Raw genomic sequence first — 21,894 nt, 5'->3', positions numbered from 1 at the left:
AACACGAAGTCGTTCATCGGGTTCGACGCAGAGTGGAAACAACCCGATGGGTTAACGTGAAACGTGGAACAATTTCGTGAAACATCGGCTGAACTGGCCTGCCGAAGCCGTCGCGATCAGCAGCCCCGTCATCGCGAGCCCGAAGGGCGTGGCGATCCAGGGCGTAGGGCTGACATCGGTTCGCCCGAGGATAGCCAGCATTGACTCGGGAATGGAAGAACGAACGAACCGGATTGCCACGGCGCTACGCGCCTCGCAATGACGGGATGCCGACGCGTCATCGCGAGCCCGCAGGGCGTGGCGATCCAGGGCGTAGGGCTCTTGCAGATTCACTCGTGTATAGCTGGAACGCCGCAAGTTCAGAAGAACGAACTGGATTGCCACGGCGCTGCGCGCCTCGCAATGACGGCATTGAAGCGAACTCCTGACTGAATCGGGCTTCTCTCCCTGCATGACGAGTTGGGCTACGCGGAACGCGTGCAGTGAATTGGCCAGGAGGTCAGCGGCGGCCAGCGGTGCCAAGCATCGCGTGTTTCATTTGGCATACCAAGGGATTTGCCGGTATGCTGTAAGGGCAGCGTACGCAGCAGCGCCAGCGGCACTGCCGTTCCGGCCAGCCGTTTCCCGGCTGTCGCTGGCGGCGCGTCCCCTTCGCCCGACCCACTCGAGGAGCAAGCCCATGCCTGACCACGTTTACAACCTGATCGAAGTCGTCGGCTCGTCGTCGCTTAGCAGCGATGACGCCATCCGCAATGCGATCGAAACCACGGCGAAGACGGTCCGCCACATCGACTGGTTCGAGGTCGTCGAAACACGTGGCCACGTCGTCGACGGCAAGGTGGCGCACTTCCAGGTCACGCTGAAGATCGGCTTCCGTCTCGAATCGAGCTGATTCGAGACGATCCCCTGTCGGCTGGCCCGAATCCCCGAGGAGAATGCCATGAGCGGCGAGTTCTGCACCAGATCCTGTGTTCCCTGCCAGGGCGGCATTCCGCCGCTGAGCGAGGCAGAAGCCCGGGCGCTCATGCCGCAGGTTCCGGAATGGACCTTGGCCGAGGGAGGACGGCGGCTGCGGCGCCGCATCGCGTTCCCGGACTTTCGCACGGCGCTGGCTTTCGTGTCTCGCCTCGGCGAACTGGCCGAGCGCGAGGGGCATCACCCGGACATCAGCTTCGGCTGGGGTTGGGCGGAAATCGTGTGGAGCACGCACGAGATCGACGGCCTGCACGAAAACGATTTCATCATGGCCGCCAGGACCAGCCGCCTGCTCGACGGCTGAAAAGCTACCCGACCGGCGCCATCCGCCGCCCGGGATCGGCTCAAGCCAGCGAGACGCGGTTCCGTCCGCCGTGCTTTGACTGGTAGAGCGCTGCATCCGCGCGCGCGATGCTCTGCTCGATCGTCTCATCAAGACGGAGCATCGCCAGGCCCAGGGACAGCGTCACGGTACCCACCTCCGCATCCGGCTGCGCCTCGACCTGGCGACGAATTCGTTCGGCCAGGTCGACGGCAGCTGCCTGCGGGCAGTTGTCGAGCAGGATCACGAACTCCTCACCGCCCCAGCGGATGACGACGTCGGCACTGCGCACCGCCTGGCGCAAGCTGTGCGCCACCGCAGCCAACACACGGTCGCCGGCAGCGTGACCGAAGCTGTCATTGACGCGCTTGAAATGATCGATGTCGCAGACGATGACGGCCAGGGGCGTGGCCAGGGCATGCGCCCTGAGCGCCGATTTTTTCGCCAGTTCTTCGCCATGGCGGCGCGTGTGCAGGCCGGTGAGTTTGTCTTCGACCGCCTCCTGTCGCCACTTCTGCTCGGATTCGACCTGTTTCGTCACATCCTTGCCGACACTGACGTAATGCGTGACGCCCCCCTTGTCGTTGAGGATCGGCGAAATGCTCTGCGCCGAGTAATAGAGGCTGCCGTCGGCGCGTCGATTGACGAAAGTCGCCTGGAAATCCTTCCCGCTCCCGAGCAAGTCACGCAAGCGTGCGTAAAACCCGGCATCGTGCTTTCCGGAACTGAACAGGGCCGGGGTCTTGCCCAGCACCTCTTCGAGCGGGTAGCCGGTCAATTCGGCCAGCGCCTGGTTGGCGAAGAGGATGCGCTGCCGAGTATCGGTGATGATCACCGAGTCGCTGGTTGCGTTGAACGCACTGGCGAGCAGGTCGCGCATCCGTTCGGCCTCGATGCGCGCGCTCAGGTCCTGCTGCATCGATACGAAATGCGTGATCCTGCCCTGTTCGTCGCGTACCGGGGAAATGTTCCAGCGCACGGTGTAGGGCTTGCCGTCCTTGCGGTAATTGACGGTGGTGCCGTCGAAATAGCGACCTTCGCGCAGGCATTGACGAAGACGCTCGATCACCTCCGGGTCGGTGTCGGGCCCCTGGAGCCGCTTCAGGCTATGGCCACGCAGCTCGTCCAGGCTGTATCCGGTCATCGCGCAGAACGCCGGGTTGGCTGTCTCGACCAGATAGCCCGTCTCCGGATTGGCGTCGGTGATGACGATCGAACTCCATGAATGCTCGAAGCCCTTGCGCAACAGGGCGAGTTCCTCGTTTTTCAGCGCCAGGCGGGCGTGCGCATCACGCAGCCGCCGATGGCCGAGGGCAATCCATAGGCCTGCGATCAGCACGGACAGCGCCAACAGCCCCCACAGGGTACTGGCCACGGCATGCGTGCGGATGAATTCGGACCAGCTGACCACCAGCGGCTCGTCGACGGGCGCAACGCGGGCCGAGACCATGGCCTGATGCACCGGCTCAAGGATGGCAGCCGGCCGATCAGCGAACATCCCGATCGTCAGCGTCTCCGCTTCTCGCGCCGCCACGGAAAAGCTGGCGAAAACGCCGAGGAGGCAGAGGATGGCGGCCAGCAGGCCGCTGCGCATCACATTCATCATCTGGGTTGATCCTTGGGCAGGATCAGTGGTCCACTTATGGTAGCACCGCAGCGCTCAGCCGCTCCAATTCTGAAACTCATGTTGCGCGGCGGGACGCCATCTCCGGGAGTCACGTGCCGTGTTAGCGGCATCGCCGCCGTTCGTGCTCAGGCACGCTTGGCGGCGGCCTGGCCGGCGTTCCCACAAGGGTTCATGCGCCGCGCCAGGACTTCAGGTGCTTGCCGGCATTGATCGGACGCCCGGCAGCAGCAGCCCGGCGGCAGCGCTCTCCGGAGTCGAGTCGGGCGGGATGACGCCGAGCAGCGGTGCCGCCATCCGCTCCTTGAGCGCCTCCAGGTTTTCCTCGAAGCGCGCCATCTGCGGGTCGATGCGGTTGGCGATCCAGCCGGCGAGCGGCAGGCCGCGCGCGGCGATCGCTTCCTGGGTGAGCAGCGCGTGGCTGATGCAGCCGAGGCGCATGCCGACGACGAGGATTACCGGCAGGCCCAGCGTCTGCGCGAGGTCGGCGGCGTCCGTCTGCGGTCCGAGCGGGACGCGAAAGCCGCCGACGCCCTCGACCAGTACTGCATCGGCGCGCTGGCGCAGTTCGTTCAGCGCGGCGACGATGCGCGCGAAGTCGATCGTCTCGCCGACCTCGGCGGCGGCGATGTGCGGCGCGATCGGCGGCGCGAACAGGTAGGGATTGACCAGCTCGCGCGGCGCCTGCACCGACGCGGCAAGCAGCAGTTGCTCGACGTCCTCGTTCCTGCCCGCGGCGTCGGTCCCCGCGGCCACCGGCTTCATGCCGATCGCCGGAATGCCTTGCCGGCGCAGCACATGCAGCAGCGCACAGGTGGCGAAGGTCTTGCCGACTTCGGTATCGGTGCCGGCGACGAACCAGGCGCTTCCGGAGCTCATTGCAGTTCCTTCAAGGCGTCGACCAGTTGCGCGACCATCGCCTCGGTATGCGTCGCCGACAGCGACACGCGCAGGCGGGCAGTGCCTGCCGGCACGGTCGGCGGCCGGATCGCCGGCACCCACAGGCCGCGCGCGAAGAGCTCCTCGGCGACACGCACCGTCTCGCGGTTGTCGCCGATCACGATCGGCTGCACCGCGGTCGGCGACGGCAGCAGCTGCCAGCGCGTTCCATCCAGTCCCGCGCGCAGTTGCGCGGCGAGCGCGTGCAGCTGCTGCCGGCGCGCGTCGCCCTGCTCGATCAGGTCGATGCTGGCGAGCAGCGCGCAGGCCATCAGCGGGCTCGAACCGGTGGTGAAGATGTAGCTGCGCGCGCGCTGCACCAGCCATTCGATCAGCGTCTCCGAGCCGGCGACGAAGGCGCCGGCGGCGCCGGCTGCCTTGCCGAGGGTCCCCATGTAGATGACACGCGGGCTCGCCGGCAGGCCGAAGTGGGAGAGGCTGCCGCGGCCGTGCTCGCCGAGCACGCCGAAGCCGTGCGCGTCGTCGATCACCAGCCAGGCGTCGTGGCGCTCGGCGAGTGCGAACAGCTCCGGCAGCGGCGCGAGATCGCCGTCCATGCTGAAGACGGCGTCGGCGACGATCAGCTTGCGCCGCACCGTCGAGGCGGCGAGCTGCTTTTCGAGCGTCGCCATGTCGTTGTGCGGGAAGCGATTGATCTCCGCACGCGACAGGCGCGCCGCGTCGATCAGCGAGGCGTGGTTGAGTTCGTCGGAGAAGATCGCGTCGCCGCGCCCGACCAGGGTCGGCAGGATCGCCTGGTTGGCCATGAAGCCGGTCGAGAAGAGCAGCGTGCGGGGCCAGCCGGTGAATTCGGCGAGGCGTCTTTCGAGCGCCGCGTGCGGTGCGAAGTGGCCGCTGACCAGATGCGAGGAGCCGCTGCCGACGCCCCACTGCCGGGCGCCGGCGACCGCCGCCTTGATCAGCGCCGGCTCGCTGGCGAGTCCCAGGTAGTCGTTGGAGCAGAAGCTGATCAGCTCGCGCCCGTCGACGCGCGCCAGCGGGCCGCAGGGGGCTTCGAGCGTGCGCAGCCGGCGGCGCAGGCCGGCCTGGTCGATGGCGGCGAGGTCCTGCGTGAGTTGGTCGTAGATCATGGTTGGAGCGAAGCCTCGAGGGCGCCGGCGAGCGCGCGACCGAGATGGGCGATCTCCTCGTCGTCGACGATGTAGGGGGGCATCAGATAGACGGTATTGCCGATCGGACGGGTGAGTGCCTCGCGTTCGAGGCCGGCGCGGTAGAAGCGCCTGGAGAACAGCGGGTCGGCGTCGGCGACGTCGAAGGCGACGATCATGCCGCGCTGGCGCAGGTGGCGAACGCGCGGATGCGCTGAGAGCGGCGCCACTGCGGCGGCGAGCTTCTGCGCGCGCACGACGTTCTGTTCGAGCACGCGGTCCTCGGCGAAGATATCGAGGGTCGCCAGCGCGGCGCGGCAGGCGAGCGCGTTGCCGGTGTAGGAATGCGAATGCAGGAAGCCGCGCACCGTCGCGTCGTCGTAGAAGGCCTCATACACCGAATCGGTGGTGAGCACGACCGACAGCGGCAGGTAGCCGCCCGAGATGCCCTTCGACAGGCACAGGAAATCGGGGCGGATGCCGGCCTGCTCGTGGGCGAAGAAGGTGCCGGTACGGCCGCAGCCGACGGCGATCTCGTCGCAGATCAGATGCACCTCGTAGCGGTCGCAAAGCGCGCGCGCGAGGCGCAGGTATTCGGGGTCGTACATCACCATGCCGCTGGCGCACTGGATCAGCGGCTCGACGATGAAGGCGGCGATCTGCTCGTGGTGCACGGCGAGGTGGCGTTCGAGCGCGGCGGCGGCACGGCGGGCGACGTCGGCTGGACTCTCGCCCGGCTCGGCCAGGCGCGCGTCGGGCGTCGGCACGGTCGCCGCGGTACGCACCAGCGGCGCGTAGGCGTCCTTGAAGATGGCAACGTCGGTGACGGCGAGCGCGCCGACCGTCTCGCCGTGGTAGCTGCCGGCGAGGCAGAGGAAGTCGCGCTTGCCGTCGCGACCGCGGTTGCGCCAGCTGTGGAACGACATCTTGAGCGCGATTTCGGTGGCCGAGGCACCGTCGGAAGCGTAGAAGCAGTGGCCAAGCGCGCCGCCGGTCAGCGCCGAGAGGCGTTCGGAGAGTTCGACCACCGGGCGATGCGTGAAGCCGGCCAGCAGCACGTGCTCGAGCTCGTCGAGTTGCGCGCGCAGCGCGGCGTTGATGCGGGGGTTGGCGTGGCCGAACAGGTTCACCCACCACGAACTGATGCCGTCGAGGTAGCGGCGGCCGTCGAAGTCGTACAGCCAGGCGCCCTGCCCGCGCGCGACCGGGATCAGCGGCAGGTCACCGGCGTGCTGCTTCATCTGCGTGCAGGGGTGCCAGACGGCATTGAGGCTGCGCTGCAGCAGCTCGGCGTTGCTCTTTGGATCGTTCATCGGAGGGATAGCTTCAGGGCTGGCGCCGGCGCCATCGCCGCCGCCGCGGGCCGGGGAAAAGTCGCCGATTGTAGCAAGAGCGCGGGCACGCATCGGCACCACCATGTAAGGCACTGTTACCGAAGGAGCGTCGCCGGGACGCTAGAATCCTGCGCTTTCAACGAAGCGGCCCGGCGCCATTGCTGCGCCAGCCAGGAGCGAAGCCTCATGAACAGCGAACAAATCGAAGCCCTGCAACAACGCGTGATCGAAGGCGGCGAGATCAGCCGCGAGGAGGCCCTGGCGCTGTCGGCAACACCCGAGAAGGAAGCGCTTTACGCAGCGGCCGACCGCATCCGTGCCCATTTCATGGGCCCGCACATCGACCTCTGCTCGATCATGAATGCCCAGTCCGGGCGCTGCTCCGAGGACTGCAACTGGTGCTCGCAGTCGATCCGCTTCAAGACGGGTGTCGCCGAATACCCGCTGGTGAGCGCGGAGGAAGGCGTGCACATGGCGCAGGACAACAGCCGTCAGGGGGTCGAGCGCTTTTCGCTGGTGACCAGCGGCCGCGCGCTCAAGCCCGCCCAGGTCGAGGCCGCGTGCGGGATCTACCGGGCGATCGGCACGACGAGCCCGATCCGCCTGTGTGCCTCGATGGGCCTCTTGCGTAGCCCCGAATTGCAGAAGCTCAAGGACGCAGGCGTCGAGCGCTACCACTGCAACATCGAGACCGCCGCTTCGCACTTCCCGACGCTGTGCACCACGCACAGCTTCGAGGAAAAAGTGCGCACCATCCGCGAGGCGCAGGCCCTCGGCATGAAGGTCTGCAGCGGCGGCATCTTCGGCATGGGCGAGAGCATGGCCCAGCGCATCGAGATGGCGTTCACCTTGCGCGAGCTGGCGGTCGACTCGATCCCGATCAACATCCTCAACCCGATCGAAGGCACGCCGCTGCAGGGGAGCGCGCCGCTGTCGGACGACGAGATCCTGGTCAGCATCGCGCTGTTCCGCTTCATCAATCCGACCGCGCACCTGCGCTTTGCCGGCGGCCGCAACCTGATCTTCCACATCCAGGAAAAGGCACTGGCGGCGGGCATCAGCGCCGCACTGGTCGGCGACTACCTGACGACCCTGGGCGCCAGCATCGAACAGGACCGGGAAATGTTCCGCCGCCTGGGCCGGGGCGACTGAGCGGGCGCTGCTTGCAGGCCCGGCGGTGCTTGCGGGCACCGCCGGAAAATGACATTTGCCTTAACACCTCTGCATGACATATCCTTAGGACATGCACTGAAACGCAGACCCCGTCCCCGACCACGCTCCCGCAGGAGGATCGCAATGAGACCCGTCACCTGGCTCGAACTGGCTTTTTCGGTGATCTCTACGGAGGGGACGGCAGACGATCGGGAAATCGTCGTGCGACCGATCGGGCAGCCGGGCAATGCCCCCTCCTGCTTCGGCCTCACCCTCGATCAGCGCTGGCTGTGCGGCACCGACGGCATGCTCACGATTTTCGATTCGCTCGCGGCGGCTACCCGCTTCCTCGAACTGCTCGGGATCGAGCGCTTCGCGGTGGGCGCGCATGGCGAAGGACCGGCCGGCGGCGAGCGGGCAGCGCAATGCCTGCGCCTCGACGAGAACGGTCTGGCCCTGCGCGAGCACGGCCGTCGCGCCCAGGAGCGCCGGGCAGAGCGCCCTTCGTCGGGGCGAGGACTGAATGCAAGTGCAGTTGGCATCTGAAACCCTCCGAGGAGAACGTCATGGCAGACATCACCCGCTTCAACCCCTTCCGTGCACTGACATCTTTCGAGCCTTTCGGGCGTGAATTCGACGAGCTGTTCAAGGGATTCCTGCTGACGCCGCTGTCGTCGAAGCATCTCACCGGTGGCCAGATTCCGGTCGATGTCACCGAGGACGAGAAGTCCTACAAGGTCCGCGCCGAACTGCCGGGCTTCAACAAGGACGAAATCAGCGTCTCGGTGAATGCCGATCAGGTGTCGATCAGCGCCGAGACGAAAAAGGAAAAAGAAGAGAAGAAGGGCGAAGAGGTGGTCTTCCGCGAGTGCTACTACGGCAAGCAGTATCGCTCCTTCACGCTGCCGCAGGGCGTCGACGAGGCGGGCGCCACGGCGAAGTACGAAGACGGCGTGCTCAGCCTCGTGTTGCCGAAGAAGGCGCTGACCGAGACGAAGAAGATCGCCATCGAGTGAACGCCCGCGCTGGCCGGCGCATCGCTCCGGCCAGCAACGGTGCAGCCGATCAACGATCGAGGAAAGGAAGCAAGCAATGAGCCACAGCAAGTTGCCATCCGGCTTTCACCGTGTCACTCACGACCGCCCGGTCCCGGAGCAGGCGCACGATCCCTACCAGGCCAGGGGCAAGTACCCCGAGCCGACCGTCTGCCCGCAATGCAAGGCGGTCTTCCACGAAGGACGCTGGCGCTGGGGCGACGCCCCCGCCCAGGCGAACGCGCAGGTCTGCCCGGCCTGCCATCGCATTGCCGACCAGCTGCCGGCCGGCTTCGTCAGCCTGAGCGGGCCGTTCCTGCAAGCGCATCGCGCCGAGATCCTGAGCCTCGTCCGCCATCAGGAGCAGCGTGCGCGACAGGATCATCCGCTCCAGCGCATCATCGGCATCGAGGAGCAGGCGGAGAACGTCCTCGTCACGACCACCGACATCCACCTCGCGCGTGCGCTCGGCGAAGCGCTGCGCAGTGCCTACCAGGGCGAACTCGAGTTCCACTACAACCCCGAGGACTACCTGCTGCGCGTGCACTGGACGCACTGAAGGGTCCCTCGCGCTGAACGCAGCCTCCGGCACGGAAGGAGACCCACCCGGTGCAGCGAACGGATTTCGAACGCGAGGTCGTACTGCCGCCGGGAAGCCTCCGACTTGCAGAGAACTGCATCGAGGACGGCTTCCTGACGCTCACGCTGCACCGTCCACGAAAGCCCGACGACCATGGCATCGACCGACAGCGAAGGCAAACTCGCGCTGACAAATCACGGCGATGCGCGCAATGCGGGCTTTGCGCACGAGCCGTCGCTGCCGGCGATCCCCGGCGACGCCCTGATCATCGTGCCGATGCGCAACCTGGTGCTCTTTCCCGGGATGATCGTTCCGGTCAACATCGGGCGCCCGGAATCGATCGTCGCCGCCCAGCGCGCGGTCCAGGCCGACCTGCCGGTCGGCATGCTGCTGCAGCGCACGGCCGAAGTCGAGACGCCGACGGCGGACGACCTGTACACGGTCGGCACCGTCGCCGGCATCCTGCGCTACGTGACCCTGCCCGACGACACCCACGTCGTCGTCTGTCAGGGGCAACAGCGTTTCCGCATCCGCAACTGGCTCGCCGGCTACCCGTTCCCGGTCGCCGGCATCGAGCGCATCGACGAACCAGACGACAGCGACAACGAGATCGAGGCGCGTTTCATCCGCCTCAGGGAACGCGCGCTGGAGGTCCTCGAACTCATGCCGCAGACGCCTTCCGAACTGGTGCATGTGGTGAAGACCATCGCTTCGCCCGGCGGCCTCGCCGATCTGGTCGCCGGCGTGATAGACATCAAGCCGGCCGAGCGCCAGTCGGTGCTCGAAACGATCGATCTCGTCGAACGCCAGGATCGGGTGCTCGATTACCTGTTCAAGCGCCTCGAAGTGCTGCGCCTCTCGCGCGAGATCGACGCGCGCACCCAGGCCAAGATGAGCGAGCAGCAGCGTGAGTACCTGCTGCGCGAGCAGTTGAAGTCGATCCAGAGGGAACTCGGCGAAGGCGAGGCCGGCAACGCCGCCGAGATCGAGGCCCTGCGCAAGGAGATCGAGGCGGCGCAGATGCCGGAAGAGGTCGCGGCGCAGGCGAAGAAGGAACTGAAGCGTTTCGCCCACATGTCCGAGGCTTCGGCCGAGTACTCGATGTTGCGTACCTATCTCGACTGGCTGACCGAACTGCCGTGGAAGCCCCCCGAACCCGATAGCATCGACATCGACGAGGCCAGGCGCATCCTCGATGCCGATCACTTCGGGCTCGACAAGGTCAAGCAGCGCATCGTCGAGTTCCTCGCGGTCAGGAAGCTCAACCCCGACGGCCACGGCCCGATCCTCTGCTTCGTCGGCCCGCCCGGCGTCGGCAAGACCTCGCTCGGCCAGTCGATCGCGCGCGCGCTCGGCCGCCCGTTCGTGCGCGCCTCGCTCGGCGGCGTCCATGACGAGGCCGAAATCCGCGGCCATCGCCGCACCTACATCGGCGCGCTGCCCGGCATCGTCATCCAGGCGATCCGGCGCGCGGGATCGCGCGGCGCGCTGATGATGCTCGACGAGATCGACAAGCTCGGCAGCGGCATCCACGGCGACCCGTCTTCGGCGCTGCTCGAAGTGCTCGACCCCGAGCAGAACAACAGCTTCCGCGACAACTACCTGGGACTGCCCTTCGACCTGTCGCGGATGATCTTCATCACCACCGCCAACCTGCTCGACACGGTGCCGGGGCCGCTGCGCGACCGCATGGAGATCATCCACTTGCCGGGCTACACGCAGGAGGAAAAGCTGCAGATCGCACAGCGCTACCTGATCAAGCGCCAGTTCGAGCAGAACGGGCTCAAGGACGGACAGGTAGACATCAGCGTGGCGGCCCTGAGCGCGATCATCCGCGACTACACGCGCGAGGCCGGCGTGCGCTCGCTCGAACGGCAGATAGGCGCCGTCTGCCGGCGCGGCGCAGTGAGGATCGCGCGCGGCGAGGTCGAGCACATCAGCGTGGACGCAGGCGATCTGGCCGGAATCCTCGGTCCGGGCAAGTTCGACAACGAGGTCGCGCTGCGCACCGGCATGCCCGGCGTCGCCACCGGGCTGGCCTGGACCCCGGTCGGCGGCGACATCCTGTTCATCGAGGCGTCGCGGATGATCGGCAGCGGCAAGCTGATCCTCACCGGCCAGCTCGGCGACGTCATGAAGGAATCGGTCGAGGCCGCGCTGACCCTGGTGAAGACACACGCGGAGCAGTTCGGCATCGAAGCCGCGACCTTCGCCAAAACCGACATCCACGTGCATGTGCCGGCGGGGGCGATTCCCAAGGACGGCCCGAGCGCGGGTGTCGCGATGTTCATCGCGCTCGCCTCGCTGTTCGCCGGACGCACGGTGCGCGGCGACACCGCGATGACCGGCGAGATCAGCCTGCGCGGACTGGTGCTGCCGGTCGGCGGCATCAAGGACAAGGTGCTCGCTGCGATGCGCGCAGGCCTCCGCCGCGTGCTGCTGCCGGCGCGCAACCGCCGCGATCTCGAGGAGATCCCGCCGGAGGCTAGGGAAAAGCTCGAACTGATCTTCATCGACGATGTGGACGACGCCGTCGCCCAGACCATGCCGCGCAGCGCTGCGGCGGGCGCCGAGGCCGGCGCAGCCGAGCGCACGGGGCCGCCTGCGGACGACGCAACCGGGAAGGAATGACCATGGCCGCGAAGTCACTGCTGTTCCACGAGGACGCGCGCAACAGGATGCTGCACGGCGTCTCGGTGCTGGTCGATGCGGTCAAGGCGACGCTCGGCCCGCGCGCGCGCACCGTCCTGCTCGAACGCCCCTACGGTCCGCCGATCGTGATCAACTCGGGCGTGGTCGTCGCGCGCGAGATCGACCTCGCCGACCCCTTCGAGAACATGGGCGCGCAACTCGTCCGCCAGGTCGCCGCGCGCACTTCCGAGGTCGCCGGCGACGGAACCACCACCGCCACCCTGCTCGCCGCAGCGATCGTCCGCGAGGGGATGAAGTACGTGGCCAGCGGCATGAACCCGATCGACCTCAAGCGCGGCATCGACAAGGCCACCGCCGGCATCGTCCGCGCGCTGCAGGCGCTGGCCAGGCCCTGCGCGACCAAGGTCGAGATCGCGCAGGTCGGCAGCATCTCGGCCAACAACGACCCGGCCATCGGCGCGCTGATCGCCGACGCGATGGAGCGCATCGGCCAGGACGGCGTGATCAGCGTCGAGGACGGCCAGGGGCTCGCCAGCACGCTCGAGGTGGTCGAGGGCATGCGCTTCGATCGCGGCTACCTGTCTCCGTATTTCATCAACACCGCCGAGGGCGCGCGCAGCCTGCTCGAAGACGCGCTGATCCTCGTCTGCGAGCGCAAGCTCGCGTCCGCTCCCGAGCTGCTGCCGCTGCTCGAACAGGTCGCGCAGAGCAGCAGGCCGCTCCTGCTGATCGCCGAGGACGTCGAGGGCGAGGCGCTGGCGATGCTGGTCGTCAACAGCCTGCGCGGGACGCTGAAGGCCTGCGCGGTGAAGGCACCCGAATTCGGCGACCGCCGCCGCGCGCTGCTCGGCGACATCGCCGTCCTCACCGGCGCCACGCTGATCAGCACGGAAACCGGCCTCACCCTGGAGAAGGCGACGCTCGAACAACTCGGTTCGGCGCGGCGCGTCGAGGTGGACAAGGACAGCTGCACCCTCGTCGGCGGCGCCGGCCTGCGCGCAGCGATCGACGCGCGCATCGCGCAGATCCGCGCCCAGCTCGCCGAGGTCAGCGGCGACTACGAACGCGACGGACTGCAGAAGCGCATCGCCCGCCTTGCCGGCGGCGTCGCCGTGATCAAGGTCGGCGGCGCCACCGAGAGCGAGATGAAGGAGCGGCGCGCCCGCGTCGAGGACGCGCTGCACGCGACCCGCGCGGCAGTCGCCGAAGGCATCCTGCCCGGTGGCGGCATCGCGCTGCTGCGTGCGCGCGCAGCACTCGGCGACGATTTCGTGCAGACGCACGCGGCCAACCACGACGAGGAATGCGGCATCCGCATCGTCCTGCGCGCCGTCGAGGAGCCGCTGCGCCAGCTCGTCGCCAACGGCGGGCTCGAACCCTCGGTCTTCCTCGCCCGCGTCCTCGCCGGCAGCGGCAACTTCGGCTTCAATGCCGCCAACGAGGAATACGGCGACCTGGTCGAGATGGGCATCCTCGACCCGTGCAAGGTCACCCGCAGCGCCCTGCAGAACGCCGTCTCGGTCGCCAGCCTCATCCTCAGCACCGACTGCCTGGTCGCCCAGCAATAGCCAGCCCTACGCAATGGATAGCCATGCCCTGCGGGCTCGCGATGACGCGCGGCGGATCCAGGCAGGGGCTTTGCTTCGGCACTTCGCAGTTTCACGCTATCCGACCAAGGATGACAATGCCGTCGAACTCATGCGCAACGCCTCCACCTCGTCATCGCGAGGCGCGTAGCGCCGTGGCGATCCAGTTCGTTCGTCCATTCCAGCCCTACGCACTGGATCGCCACGCCCTGCGGGCTCGCGATGACGCGCGGCGGCTCAGGGCAGCGGCTTTGCTTCGGCACTTCGCAGTTTCACGTTCAGTAAACCATTCCAGCTTATCCCCATGGACCTCCCACTTTCGCCGTTCTGGAACCTGCCGCTCACGCAGCTTCAGTCGCAACTGGAATCCAGCCCCGAGGGACTGAGCCAGGCCGAGGCGCGGCGGCGGCTGGCGCGCTTCGGCGCCAATGTGCTCAGGAAACACGGCGAGCGCGCGCTGCTCCTGCAGTTCCTCGACCACTTCAGGAACCCGCTGGTGATGATCCTGCTCGTCGCCAGCGCGGTGTCGGCGCTGACCGGCGAGATCACCGGCTCCATGATCATCTGGGCGATCGTGCTGATGAGCGTGACGCTCGACTTCGTCCAGGAATTCCGCGCCGGACGCGCCGCGGAGAAGCTCAGGCAGACGGTCGCCGTGCGCGCGACGGTGCTGCGCGACGGCAGCCGCAGGGAAGTGCCGATGGCCGAACTGGTCCCCGGCGACGTGGTGCTGCTCGCCGCCGGCGACCTGCTGCCGGCCGATTGCCGGGTGCTCGAAGCGCGCGACTTCTTCGTCAATCAGGCGCTGCTGACCGGCGAATCCTACCCGGTCGAGAAGCACGCGGGCGAACTGGCAACGCCGACCGACGACATCGGCGCGGCCGACAACGCGGTCTTCATGGGTAGCGCGGTGATCAGCGGCATGGCCACGGTGATGGTCTGCCGCACCGGCGCCGCGACGGCGGTCGGCGACATCGCCGATTCGCTCGCCGAGAAACCGCCGGCGAGCGCCTTCGAACGCGGCACGCACGCCTTCGGCATCATGATCATGCGCCTGACCGTGCTGCTCGTGCTGTTCGTCTTCCTGATCAACGCCTGGTTCGCGCGGCCCTTCCTCGAATCCTTCCTCTTCGCGATCGCGCTCGCGGTCGGCCTGACCCCCGAACTGCTGCCGATGGTGGTCACCGTGACCCTGTCGCGCGGCGCGCTGCGCATGGCGAAGAAGCACGTGATCGTCAAACGCCTCGCCGCGATCCACAACCTGGGCAGCATGGACGTGCTGTGCACCGACAAGACCGGGACGCTGACCGAAGCGAGGATCCGCCTCGAACGCCACCTCGACGCCGACGGCCGCGACAGCGCGCAGGTCCTGCAGCTCGCCTTCCTGAACAGCCATTTCGAGAGTGGACTGAAGAGCCCGCTCGACGAGGCGATCCTCGAACACAAGGAAATCGACGCCAGCGCCTGGCACAAGATCGACGAAGTACCCTTCGACTTCGAGCGGCGACGCGTCTCGGTCCTCGTCGACGACGGCCGGCAACGTCTGCTCGTGGTCAAGGGGGCGCCCGAGGACATCCTAGGCCTGTCCACGCAGTACGCGCAGGGTGAAGAACTCGCCCCGCGGCCGCTCGACGCGCCTGCCCGGCAAAGGCTGCAGGAACTGCACGACAGCCTCGGTCGAGAAGGCTTCAAGGTGCTCGGCATCGCCTGGCGGGCGGTGGCCCCCGACCACCCGCACGCCGTCGTCGACGACGAGAGCGAACTGACCTTCGCCGGCTTCGCCGCCTTCCTCGACCCGCCGAAGGCGAGTGCCGCGCAGGCGCTCAAGTCACTGGCGGCTAGCGGCATCGAGGTCAAGGTGATCACCGGCGACAGCGAACTGGTGACGAGGCACGTCTTCGGCCAGCTCGGCGTGCCCGTCACAGGCGTCCTCAGCGGCAGCGAGATCGCCAGGCTCGACGAGCCGGCGCTCGCCGCACGCCTCAAGGAAGCGAACCTGCTCTGCCGCGTCACGCCGGCGCTGAAGAACCGGGTCATCCTCTGCCTCAAGGCGCAGGGAAACACCGTCGGCTACCTCGGCGACGGCATCAACGACGCGCCCTCGCTGCATTCCGCCGACGTCGGCATCTCGGTCGACGGCGCCGTCGACGTCGCCAAGGCGGCGGCCGACATGATCCTCTTGCGCCACGACCTGAAGATCCTGCACGCCGGCGTGCTGGAAGGGCGACGCACCTTCGCCAACATCATGAAGTACGTGATGATGGGAACCAGTTCGAGCTTCGGCAACATGTTCAGCATGGCCGGCGCCACCCTCTTCCTCGCCTTCCTGCCGATGCTGCCGGCGCAGATCCTGCTCAACAACCTGCTCTACGACGTCTCCGAACTGGCGATCCCGCTGGACGAAGTCGACGACGACTACCTCGCGCATCCGCGGCACTGGGACACGGGCTTCATCCGCAACTTCATGTGGAGCATCGGGCCGGTCAGCTCACTGTTCGACCTCCTGACCTTCGTCGTCCTGCTGCAATTCTTCGCCGCCGGCGAAGAACTGTTCCATACCGGCTGGTTCATCGAGTCGCTGGTTTCGCAGGTGCTCGTCATCTTCGTCATCCGCACCCAGGGCAACCCGTTCAGGAGCCGTCCGGCGCGCTTGCTCGTCGCGACCTCGCTGGCGGTGGTCGCCCTCGCCGTCGCCCTGCCCTACACGCCGCTGGCAGCACCGCTCGGTTTCGTGGCGCCGCCGCCGCTGTTCCTCGCGATCATGCTGGCGCTGGTGCCTTGCTACCTCGTCGCCGTCGAACTCATGAAGCGGCTGTTCTACCGCCGGTATGCAGGAAGCGCGCCGCCGACACCTCGGCGATCCGCACAATCGATTACAAAAACGCGCGATCTTTCTCGCTAGACTTCCCACCCTTCGGCACTTCTCGCGCAGAGCGTCGACCGCGACCGAATCGAAAGAGGATTGATCCTGGAAAAAGCAGTTGGCCACGAAACGCACGAAAAAAAACGAAATCATTCATGACGTTCGAGGCTGAGTAGGCATAACCCACGAGGTTGGCCACTAAACGACTACAACCCTATGTTTTATTTCGTGGATTTCGTGTTTTTCGTGGCTGAAAAGAGGTTTTAAGGTCGATGAAACGCTGGATGGGGTGGAACCAGTTCCAGGTGCTGGCGCGTAACGAACTGGCGCAGTTGGCGAAGTTCAACGCCAGCGAGCGGCGCTGGCAGATGCCCTTCGCCGCGGCGCTGGCGTCGGGGCTGCCGCTGCTGGTCGGCGCCTGGTTCGACCACCTCGACTACGGGCTGGTCTCGGCGCTCGGCGGCATGCTCTTCGTGCATACGCCGAACACGCCGCTGCACCACCGCATGTCGCTGCTGATGGCCTGCGGTTTCGGCATGTCCGCGTGCTACACGCTGGGCTCGATCAGCCACTTCTTCCCGCCACTGATCGCGCCGGTACTCACAGTTCTCTCCATCCTGGTGACGATGATCCTGCGCTTCTACCGGGTCGGACCACCGGGCAGCCTGTTCATCATCATGGCGGCGGCGATCGCCGCGTACTCTCCGATGGAGGTCGAGGAGGTGCCGCTGATGGTCGGCCTGCTCACCATGGGCTGCCTGCTCGCCGCGCTGATCGCGCTCGTCTACAGCGTCGTCACACTCCGCCTGCAGGCGCCGCAGCCGGTGCCGCCACTGCTGCCGGCGAGCTTCGACGAGGTCGTCTTCGACTCGGTGGTGATCGGCGCCTGCGTCGGCATCGCGCTCGTCATCGCGCAGATCCTCCAGCTCGAACGCCCGTACTGGGTGCCGGTGAGCTGCCTCGCCGTGATCCAGGGCGCGTCGCTGCGTGCCGTCTGGACCCGGCAGGTGCACCGCATCGTCGGCACCGGCGTCGGGCTGCTGGTCTCGTGGGCCCTGCTCATGCTGCCGCTCGACAAGTGGAGCCTGGCGCTCTTGATGATGGTGCTCGTCTTCATCATCGAGACCCTGGTCGTCCGCCACTACGGCATCGCTGCGGTCTTCATCACGCCGCTGACGATCTTCCTCGCCGAGGCGGCGACGCTCGGCGAAGGATCGCCGATGGCGATGATCGAGGCGCGCTTTTTCGACACCCTGCTCGGCGCACTGGTCGGTCTGGCCGGCGGCGCCTGCATCCACAGCCCGCGCTTCCGCGAAGTGGTCGGAGGGCAGTTGCGGCGACTGATTCCGGCGCGGTTGCGCTGAGCCTCACACCCAGCGCTTTGGAGATTCGTATAGAAAAGCCCGTCTGCTATACATGTCCGGAGTAACATCTATAGAAAATCGAATTTCCTATACACATTTCAGTAAAGGATGCCGTTAGATGGCCGCCATTTTGCCTCTTGAGCACCTGGACCCCGGTCGCTTCGATACGCCCGCCATCCTGAAGAAGCTGGCCAGCAGCAGCAGGGCCTTGGCCGAACTCAAGGGCATCGCCGCTTCCATCCCCAACCAAGGCATCCTGATAAACACCCTGGGGCTGCAAGAGGCAAAGGATAGCTCCGAAATCGAGAACATCGTCACCACCCATGACGAGTTGTTCAAAGACGACGTGCTGCCGGAAACCTTCGCCAACCCGGCGGCCAAGGAGGTCCTGCGCTACCGTCAGGCGCTACGCCTAGGATTCGAGCAGGTTCGCCAGAGCAGACTCATCACAGTCAACCATATCCTCCAGATTCAGGAGGAACTGGAGCGGAACAACGCCGGCTTTCGCAAGCTGCCGGGCACGGCGCTCAAGAACGGCGCCGGCCAGACCGTCTATACCCCGCCCCAGCAGCCGGCCGACATCGTCGCGCTGATGGGCGATCTGGAGCGCTTCATCAACGAGCCGGATCGGTTTGCGGTGGACCCGCTGATCAAGATGGCGCTGATGCACCACCAGTTCGAGAGCATCCACCCCTTCTACGACGGCAACGGCCGCACCGGGCGCATCCTGAACGTGCTGTACCTGGTCAAGGAGGGGCTGCTGGACGTGCCGGTGCTGTATCTCAGCAGCCACATCGTGCGCACCAAGGCGGACTACTACCGCCTTCTGCAATCCGTTCGCGATAACGACGGGTGGGAAAACTGGGTGCTATACATGCTGGAGGCCGTGGAGCAAACCGCCGGGCAGACCATCACGACCATCCACGCCATCAAGGCTGCACTCTACGATTACAAGCACCGCATCCGTGCCGGCTACAAGTTTTACAGTCAGGACTTGATCAACAACCTGTTCACTCACCCCTACACCAAGATCGAATTCGTCCAGCGCGACCTTGAGGTATCCCGTCTGACGGCGACCAAATACATGGACGCACTGGCCGAGGGCGGCTTCGTCCAGAAGCAGAAGGTCGGACGAAGCAATTACTACATCAACCTCGCGCTGAATGGCATCCTGATGGGAACACCCAAGTGACTGGTGACGACAGCTGATCGCGCTCGTCTATAGCGTCGTCACACTCCACCGGCAAGCACCGCAGCCGGGGCCGCCACTGCTGCCGGCGAGCTTCGACGAGGTCGTCTACGATTCGGTGGTGATCGGCGCCTGCGTCGGCATCGCTCTCGTCATCGCGCAGCTTGTGCAGCTCGAACGCCCGTACTGGGTGCCGGTGAGCTGCCTCGCCGTCATCCAGGGCGCGTCGCTGCGTGCCGTCTGGACCCGGCAGGCGCACCGCATCGCCGGCACCGGTGTCGGCCTGCTGATGTCGTGGGCCCTGCTCACGCCGCTCGACAAATGGACCCTGGCGCTGCTGATGATGGTGCTGACCTTCATCATCGAAACCCTGGTCGTCCGCCACTACGGCATCGCTGCGGTCTTCATCACGCCGCTGACGATCTTCCTCGCCGATGGCAATGATCGAAGCGCGCTTCTTCGACACCCTGCTCGGCGCGCTGGTCGGTCTGGCCGGCGGCGCCTGCATCCACAGCCCGCGTTTCCGCGAGCTGTTCGGGAAGTACCTGCGCCTGCTGATTCCCGCGCGCTTGCGCTGAGACCTTCTCGCCTGTCCGCTCGGGGGTGGGCAAGCTGGTGCCGTCAGGTGCGATGTCGAAATGTGCGCACACCGGGCCGACGATTCCGCCCACGACCTCGCCCGCCACAGCGCATAGCACATCCGCGTTTTGACGGAGGAATGCGGCTATGCTCAAATATTCGCTTACGTCATCAACAGGACTGCCGAGGGCGAGCCAAATTTGTCGTGAGAGAAAATGAAGCTACCCACCCCGTCCGCGCAGGCCACCGCGGAACGCCCGCCGCAGCGCTCCGCGCGGAGACGCACGCGCACGCGCACGCGCACCCGCTCGAGCTTACGCGGAAGGTCCGAGGTCGGAACCGTGGACAGCGTATCGGACATGGCGACATCCTCCATCGCTGAAACGGTGAGCTTATACAGTAACTTGGAAGACGCAGGCAGCTTATCCGCCAGTCGCGTAAGATGTTTACTTCCCGTTTTGACGGATACTTCACGTTATACCATCATGTCAGCTCTCCGCTTTCTCAATGACGTCGTTAAGCCGTGGGACGAGTTGAACGCTCTACTGGCCAAGCGGTTAGCGCTACAACCAGACTTGTCCGATGTGACACGTCTAGCTGGTTCGCTTGCCGTAGCAATCCGGCATCAAGTCGATACTCTCGGATTAAAAGACTCAGAAGTAAATGCAGAATGCTTTGAACATAGAGTCATTTTGGACACGGCAGATTTTTGGAAACATGGTTCGTTACGGAACCCGGACCGAAACAATCGCTTTAGTACCGAAGCGTTCTTCGAATACGAGAATGGGAAAGGGTTTTCCTTCCTGAGAAATGCTCTCTTTGTCGAGCACGCCTCTCTTGGAAAAAAAGATTTCCTGTCAATGTCTTTGGCCGCTATCTATTACTGGATCAATAAGCAAGGGTTCAACATAAATTGGCAAGCCTCTGTCCGTGAAAACCCGACTGAATTTCACGAGGAAGCATTTCTGTATTTCGAATCTGAAAAATGTATTTCAATGAGTCAATTACGTCTAGGCTTCTTCTCAAGAAAGACAAACGGTTCGTTGGAAAGAATTGATCCAACGGAGGTTCGTTTTGCGGTCTATTCACAGCCGCAGGTCTAACCCATAGCGTTACACATAACTCATATCGCATGAAGCGCTCGCATATGCTCGACGCCCTGAACAAAATCCCTGATGCGCTGGTATCCCAGCCAGAGGGTTTTCACGCCAGGTTCGCCGTCGCCCTTCCTGCCGAGGAAGCCTCCGAGCATGGCGATTTGGCGGATCACCTCGCGGATCGTGGGTGGCGTCTTGGGGACCGGCTTCTTGGCGAGGATGTAAGCGCCCTTCCACTCTTCGTCGGTGAAGAGCGAGGTCGCTTCGAGCTCCGGATGCGTTCGCCCGAGGCGCACCAGCCGCGCCAGTCGCCACGCGACCACCATGTAGACGGCCAAGGCCAGTTCGATCTTGGCAACGTGACCGAGTTGCAGAGCTTCGACGCGACAGCCGTTTTTGAGCACATTGAAGAAGGTCTCGATCTCCCAGCGGCAGCGATACCAATCGATCAGTTCGACGATCGCTTCGAAGGTCTCGGCCTTCCGGTTCGTCAAGAGCCGCCACTCGACCGGCTTGACGCCAGCAGGGGCATCGATTTCTCTGGCGATGAAGCAGGTGACCTGCATGCGACCACCCTGATCGTCCGGCAGACTGACCGGGCGCGCAAAGACCTGCTGGCGCACCGTGCGCGCCGCCTGGCCCGGTCGCGAAGGCATCATGAACTCAATTTCGCCCAGTGCAGAAGTGGCCAGCACCGCCGTCCACAGCTTGCCCCCCTCGGGAAGGCAGCGATTGTGCTGCGAGCGGATCAGCCAGTCGGCGGGGTTGCCCAAGGCATGGGCGCGTTGCATGAGGTCGAGGATGTCAGCCTCGCGGTCGGCGACATAGACGAGTCGGGTCTGCGGCATCTTTTGCGCCGTTTCCGCGATCCGTTCGTAACCCTCAGTCCAGCGCAGGCTCTCGCGTATTCCCGGACGATTCCCGTCAGCGTCCTGCGCCTGCCGTGCCCACATCCAGGCGTCGGTGACGCCCAAGGGCTCACGCTCCGGCGTCACGGCATAGGTCGGGTGGAGATACATTCCCCGTTGCGCTTCATAGGAGAGCGGGCCGAGCCCCCCGATTCCCTGTTCGTTGAAGTCCAGTTCGGTCGTGTCTTGCAGGCAGAGGACGACCGGATGCTGTCCCATCCTGGCTTCGGTCTGCGCGATGTGAGGCGCCATAACCGTCTGCCAGCCCAGGCCGCGCTTGTCCTCACTGGCTTGATCGAAGAAGCGATAGACCCCCTGCGTCTCGGCCCAGTCGTTGCACGCACCGGGGATGCTGGCCGTCGGCTTGTCGGCAAAGCGCGCCGCCAGTTTGATCAGCCGGTTCCGCAAACGCACGTCACCCAGTTCAGCCTCAGCAAATTCTTCCATCGCCCACGTCGCCATCGCCATCCTTTCGCAAAGTCGGCGATCAGTATGCAAGAAGTGGCCCGGAAGATTCAATCTGGGGGCAGGATTTGCGACTGGCATCACGCACGGTTCATGCTGAACGAGTTGTGTGTAACGCTATG

General features: G+C 65.5%; 20 protein-coding genes and 1 pseudogene. 14 read left to right on the top strand and 7 right to left on the bottom strand.

The window, feature by feature from the left end; genetic code table 11:
• Window positions 1–51: 51 nt before the first annotated feature.
• On the bottom strand, window positions 52–522 hold the full coding sequence (locus tag CCR84_RS14245; RefSeq protein WP_201213632.1) for a hypothetical protein: 471 nt from the start codon (window positions 520–522) through the stop codon (window positions 52–54).
• Window positions 523–679: 157 nt separating this feature from the next.
• On the opposite strand from CCR84_RS14245, the gene CCR84_RS14240 reads away from it, so the two are divergent.
• Window positions 680–892, top strand: a complete 213-nt coding sequence (locus tag CCR84_RS14240) for a dodecin (RefSeq protein WP_201213630.1) — start codon at window positions 680–682, stop codon at window positions 890–892.
• A 48-nt stretch (window positions 893–940) separates the two neighbouring features.
• Entirely contained in the window at window positions 941–1,279 is a 339-nt protein-coding gene (locus CCR84_RS14235; protein WP_201213623.1) for a 4a-hydroxytetrahydrobiopterin dehydratase, read from the top strand.
• A 40-nt stretch (window positions 1,280–1,319) separates the two neighbouring features.
• Here the strand turns inward: CCR84_RS14235 and CCR84_RS14230 are convergent, their stop codons facing one another.
• The 4 genes from CCR84_RS14230 to CCR84_RS14215 form a co-directional block, all read right to left on the bottom strand.
• Window positions 1,320–2,903 carry a sensor domain-containing diguanylate cyclase gene (locus CCR84_RS14230; protein WP_242508752.1) on the bottom strand — a complete coding sequence of 528 codons (1,584 nt, stop codon included), beginning with the start codon at window positions 2,901–2,903 and terminating at the stop codon, window positions 1,320–1,322.
• 210 nt (window positions 2,904–3,113) lie between these two features.
• Window positions 3,114–3,800, bottom strand: a complete 687-nt coding sequence (bioD, locus tag CCR84_RS14225) for a dethiobiotin synthase (RefSeq protein WP_201213621.1) — start codon at window positions 3,798–3,800, stop codon at window positions 3,114–3,116.
• Window positions 3,797–4,951 carry an 8-amino-7-oxononanoate synthase gene (gene bioF, locus CCR84_RS14220; RefSeq protein WP_201213619.1) on the bottom strand — a complete coding sequence of 385 codons (1,155 nt, stop codon included), beginning with the start codon at window positions 4,949–4,951 and terminating at the stop codon, window positions 3,797–3,799. Before bioF ends, bioD begins: the two co-directional genes overlap by 4 nt.
• The gene (locus tag CCR84_RS14215; protein ID WP_201213617.1) at window positions 4,948–6,282 is read right to left on the bottom strand and encodes an adenosylmethionine--8-amino-7-oxononanoate transaminase; all 1,335 of its coding nucleotides are present in this window, start codon (window positions 6,280–6,282) and stop codon (window positions 4,948–4,950) included. The genes bioF and CCR84_RS14215 overlap by 4 nt, the downstream gene beginning before the upstream one ends.
• Before the next feature lie 207 nt (window positions 6,283–6,489).
• Here CCR84_RS14215 and bioB point away from each other — a divergent pair, with 207 nt between their 5' ends.
• From bioB to CCR84_RS16580, 11 genes and pseudogenes are all read left to right on the top strand, one after another.
• Window positions 6,490–7,455 carry a biotin synthase BioB gene (bioB, locus tag CCR84_RS14210; RefSeq protein ID WP_201213615.1) on the top strand — a complete coding sequence of 322 codons (966 nt, stop codon included), beginning with the start codon at window positions 6,490–6,492 and terminating at the stop codon, window positions 7,453–7,455.
• A 144-nt stretch (window positions 7,456–7,599) separates the two neighbouring features.
• Entirely contained in the window at window positions 7,600–8,001 is a 402-nt protein-coding gene (locus tag CCR84_RS14205; RefSeq protein WP_201213613.1) for a hypothetical protein, read from the top strand.
• A 20-nt stretch (window positions 8,002–8,021) separates the two neighbouring features.
• Window positions 8,022–8,471, top strand: a complete 450-nt coding sequence (locus CCR84_RS14200) for an Hsp20/alpha crystallin family protein (protein ID WP_201213610.1) — start codon at window positions 8,022–8,024, stop codon at window positions 8,469–8,471.
• 76 nt (window positions 8,472–8,547) lie between these two features.
• Window positions 8,548–9,048, top strand: coding sequence for a BCAM0308 family protein (locus CCR84_RS14195; RefSeq protein ID WP_201213608.1), 501 nt, complete (start codon window positions 8,548–8,550; stop codon window positions 9,046–9,048).
• Between the two features lie 174 nt (window positions 9,049–9,222).
• Window positions 9,223–11,700 (top strand): endopeptidase La, encoded by a 2,478-nt coding sequence (lon, locus tag CCR84_RS14190; protein ID WP_201213606.1) that lies wholly within the window; start codon window positions 9,223–9,225, stop codon window positions 11,698–11,700.
• Between the two features lie 2 nt (window positions 11,701–11,702).
• The gene (groL, locus tag CCR84_RS14185; RefSeq protein WP_201213604.1) at window positions 11,703–13,289 is read left to right on the top strand and encodes a chaperonin GroEL; all 1,587 of its coding nucleotides are present in this window, start codon (window positions 11,703–11,705) and stop codon (window positions 13,287–13,289) included.
• A 322-nt stretch (window positions 13,290–13,611) separates the two neighbouring features.
• The gene (gene mgtA / locus CCR84_RS14180; protein ID WP_201213602.1) at window positions 13,612–16,209 is read left to right on the top strand and encodes a magnesium-translocating P-type ATPase; all 2,598 of its coding nucleotides are present in this window, start codon (window positions 13,612–13,614) and stop codon (window positions 16,207–16,209) included.
• Between the two features lie 245 nt (window positions 16,210–16,454).
• A complete protein-coding gene (locus tag CCR84_RS14175) occupies window positions 16,455–17,534 on the top strand; it encodes an FUSC family protein (protein WP_242508751.1) in 1,080 nt (359 codons plus the stop codon).
• 118 nt (window positions 17,535–17,652) lie between these two features.
• The gene (locus CCR84_RS14170) at window positions 17,653–18,726 is read left to right on the top strand and encodes a Fic family protein (protein ID WP_201213598.1); all 1,074 of its coding nucleotides are present in this window, start codon (window positions 17,653–17,655) and stop codon (window positions 18,724–18,726) included.
• Between the two features lie 115 nt (window positions 18,727–18,841).
• Window positions 18,842–19,099: pseudogene (locus tag CCR84_RS16585) on the top strand (FUSC family protein); the annotation flags it as partial.
• 58 nt (window positions 19,100–19,157) lie between these two features.
• Window positions 19,158–19,301, top strand: coding sequence for a hypothetical protein (locus CCR84_RS16580; RefSeq protein ID WP_242508750.1), 144 nt, complete (start codon window positions 19,158–19,160; stop codon window positions 19,299–19,301).
• Between the two features lie 164 nt (window positions 19,302–19,465).
• Here CCR84_RS16580 and CCR84_RS14160 read toward each other — a convergent pair whose 3' ends face one another.
• On the bottom strand, window positions 19,466–19,663 hold the full coding sequence (locus CCR84_RS14160; RefSeq protein ID WP_201213596.1) for a hypothetical protein: 198 nt from the start codon (window positions 19,661–19,663) through the stop codon (window positions 19,466–19,468).
• Between CCR84_RS14160 and CCR84_RS14155 the strand changes: the two genes are divergently transcribed.
• The gene (locus CCR84_RS14155) at window positions 19,662–20,405 is read left to right on the top strand and encodes a hypothetical protein (RefSeq protein WP_201213594.1); all 744 of its coding nucleotides are present in this window, start codon (window positions 19,662–19,664) and stop codon (window positions 20,403–20,405) included. The genes CCR84_RS14160 and CCR84_RS14155 overlap by 2 nt on opposite strands.
• Window positions 20,406–20,425: 20 nt before the next feature.
• Here CCR84_RS14155 and CCR84_RS14150 read toward each other — a convergent pair whose 3' ends face one another.
• The gene (locus tag CCR84_RS14150) at window positions 20,426–21,775 is read right to left on the bottom strand and encodes an IS4 family transposase (RefSeq protein ID WP_476705553.1); all 1,350 of its coding nucleotides are present in this window, start codon (window positions 21,773–21,775) and stop codon (window positions 20,426–20,428) included.
• Window positions 21,776–21,894 lie beyond the last annotated feature (119 nt).

This window comes from Rhodocyclus purpureus, from assembly GCF_016653115.1.
Taxonomy (GTDB): domain Bacteria; phylum Pseudomonadota; class Gammaproteobacteria; order Burkholderiales; family Rhodocyclaceae; genus Rhodocyclus; species Rhodocyclus purpureus.
Note: the sequence above shows the minus strand (reverse complement) of the source record. Positions and strands in the feature narration are given on the sequence as shown.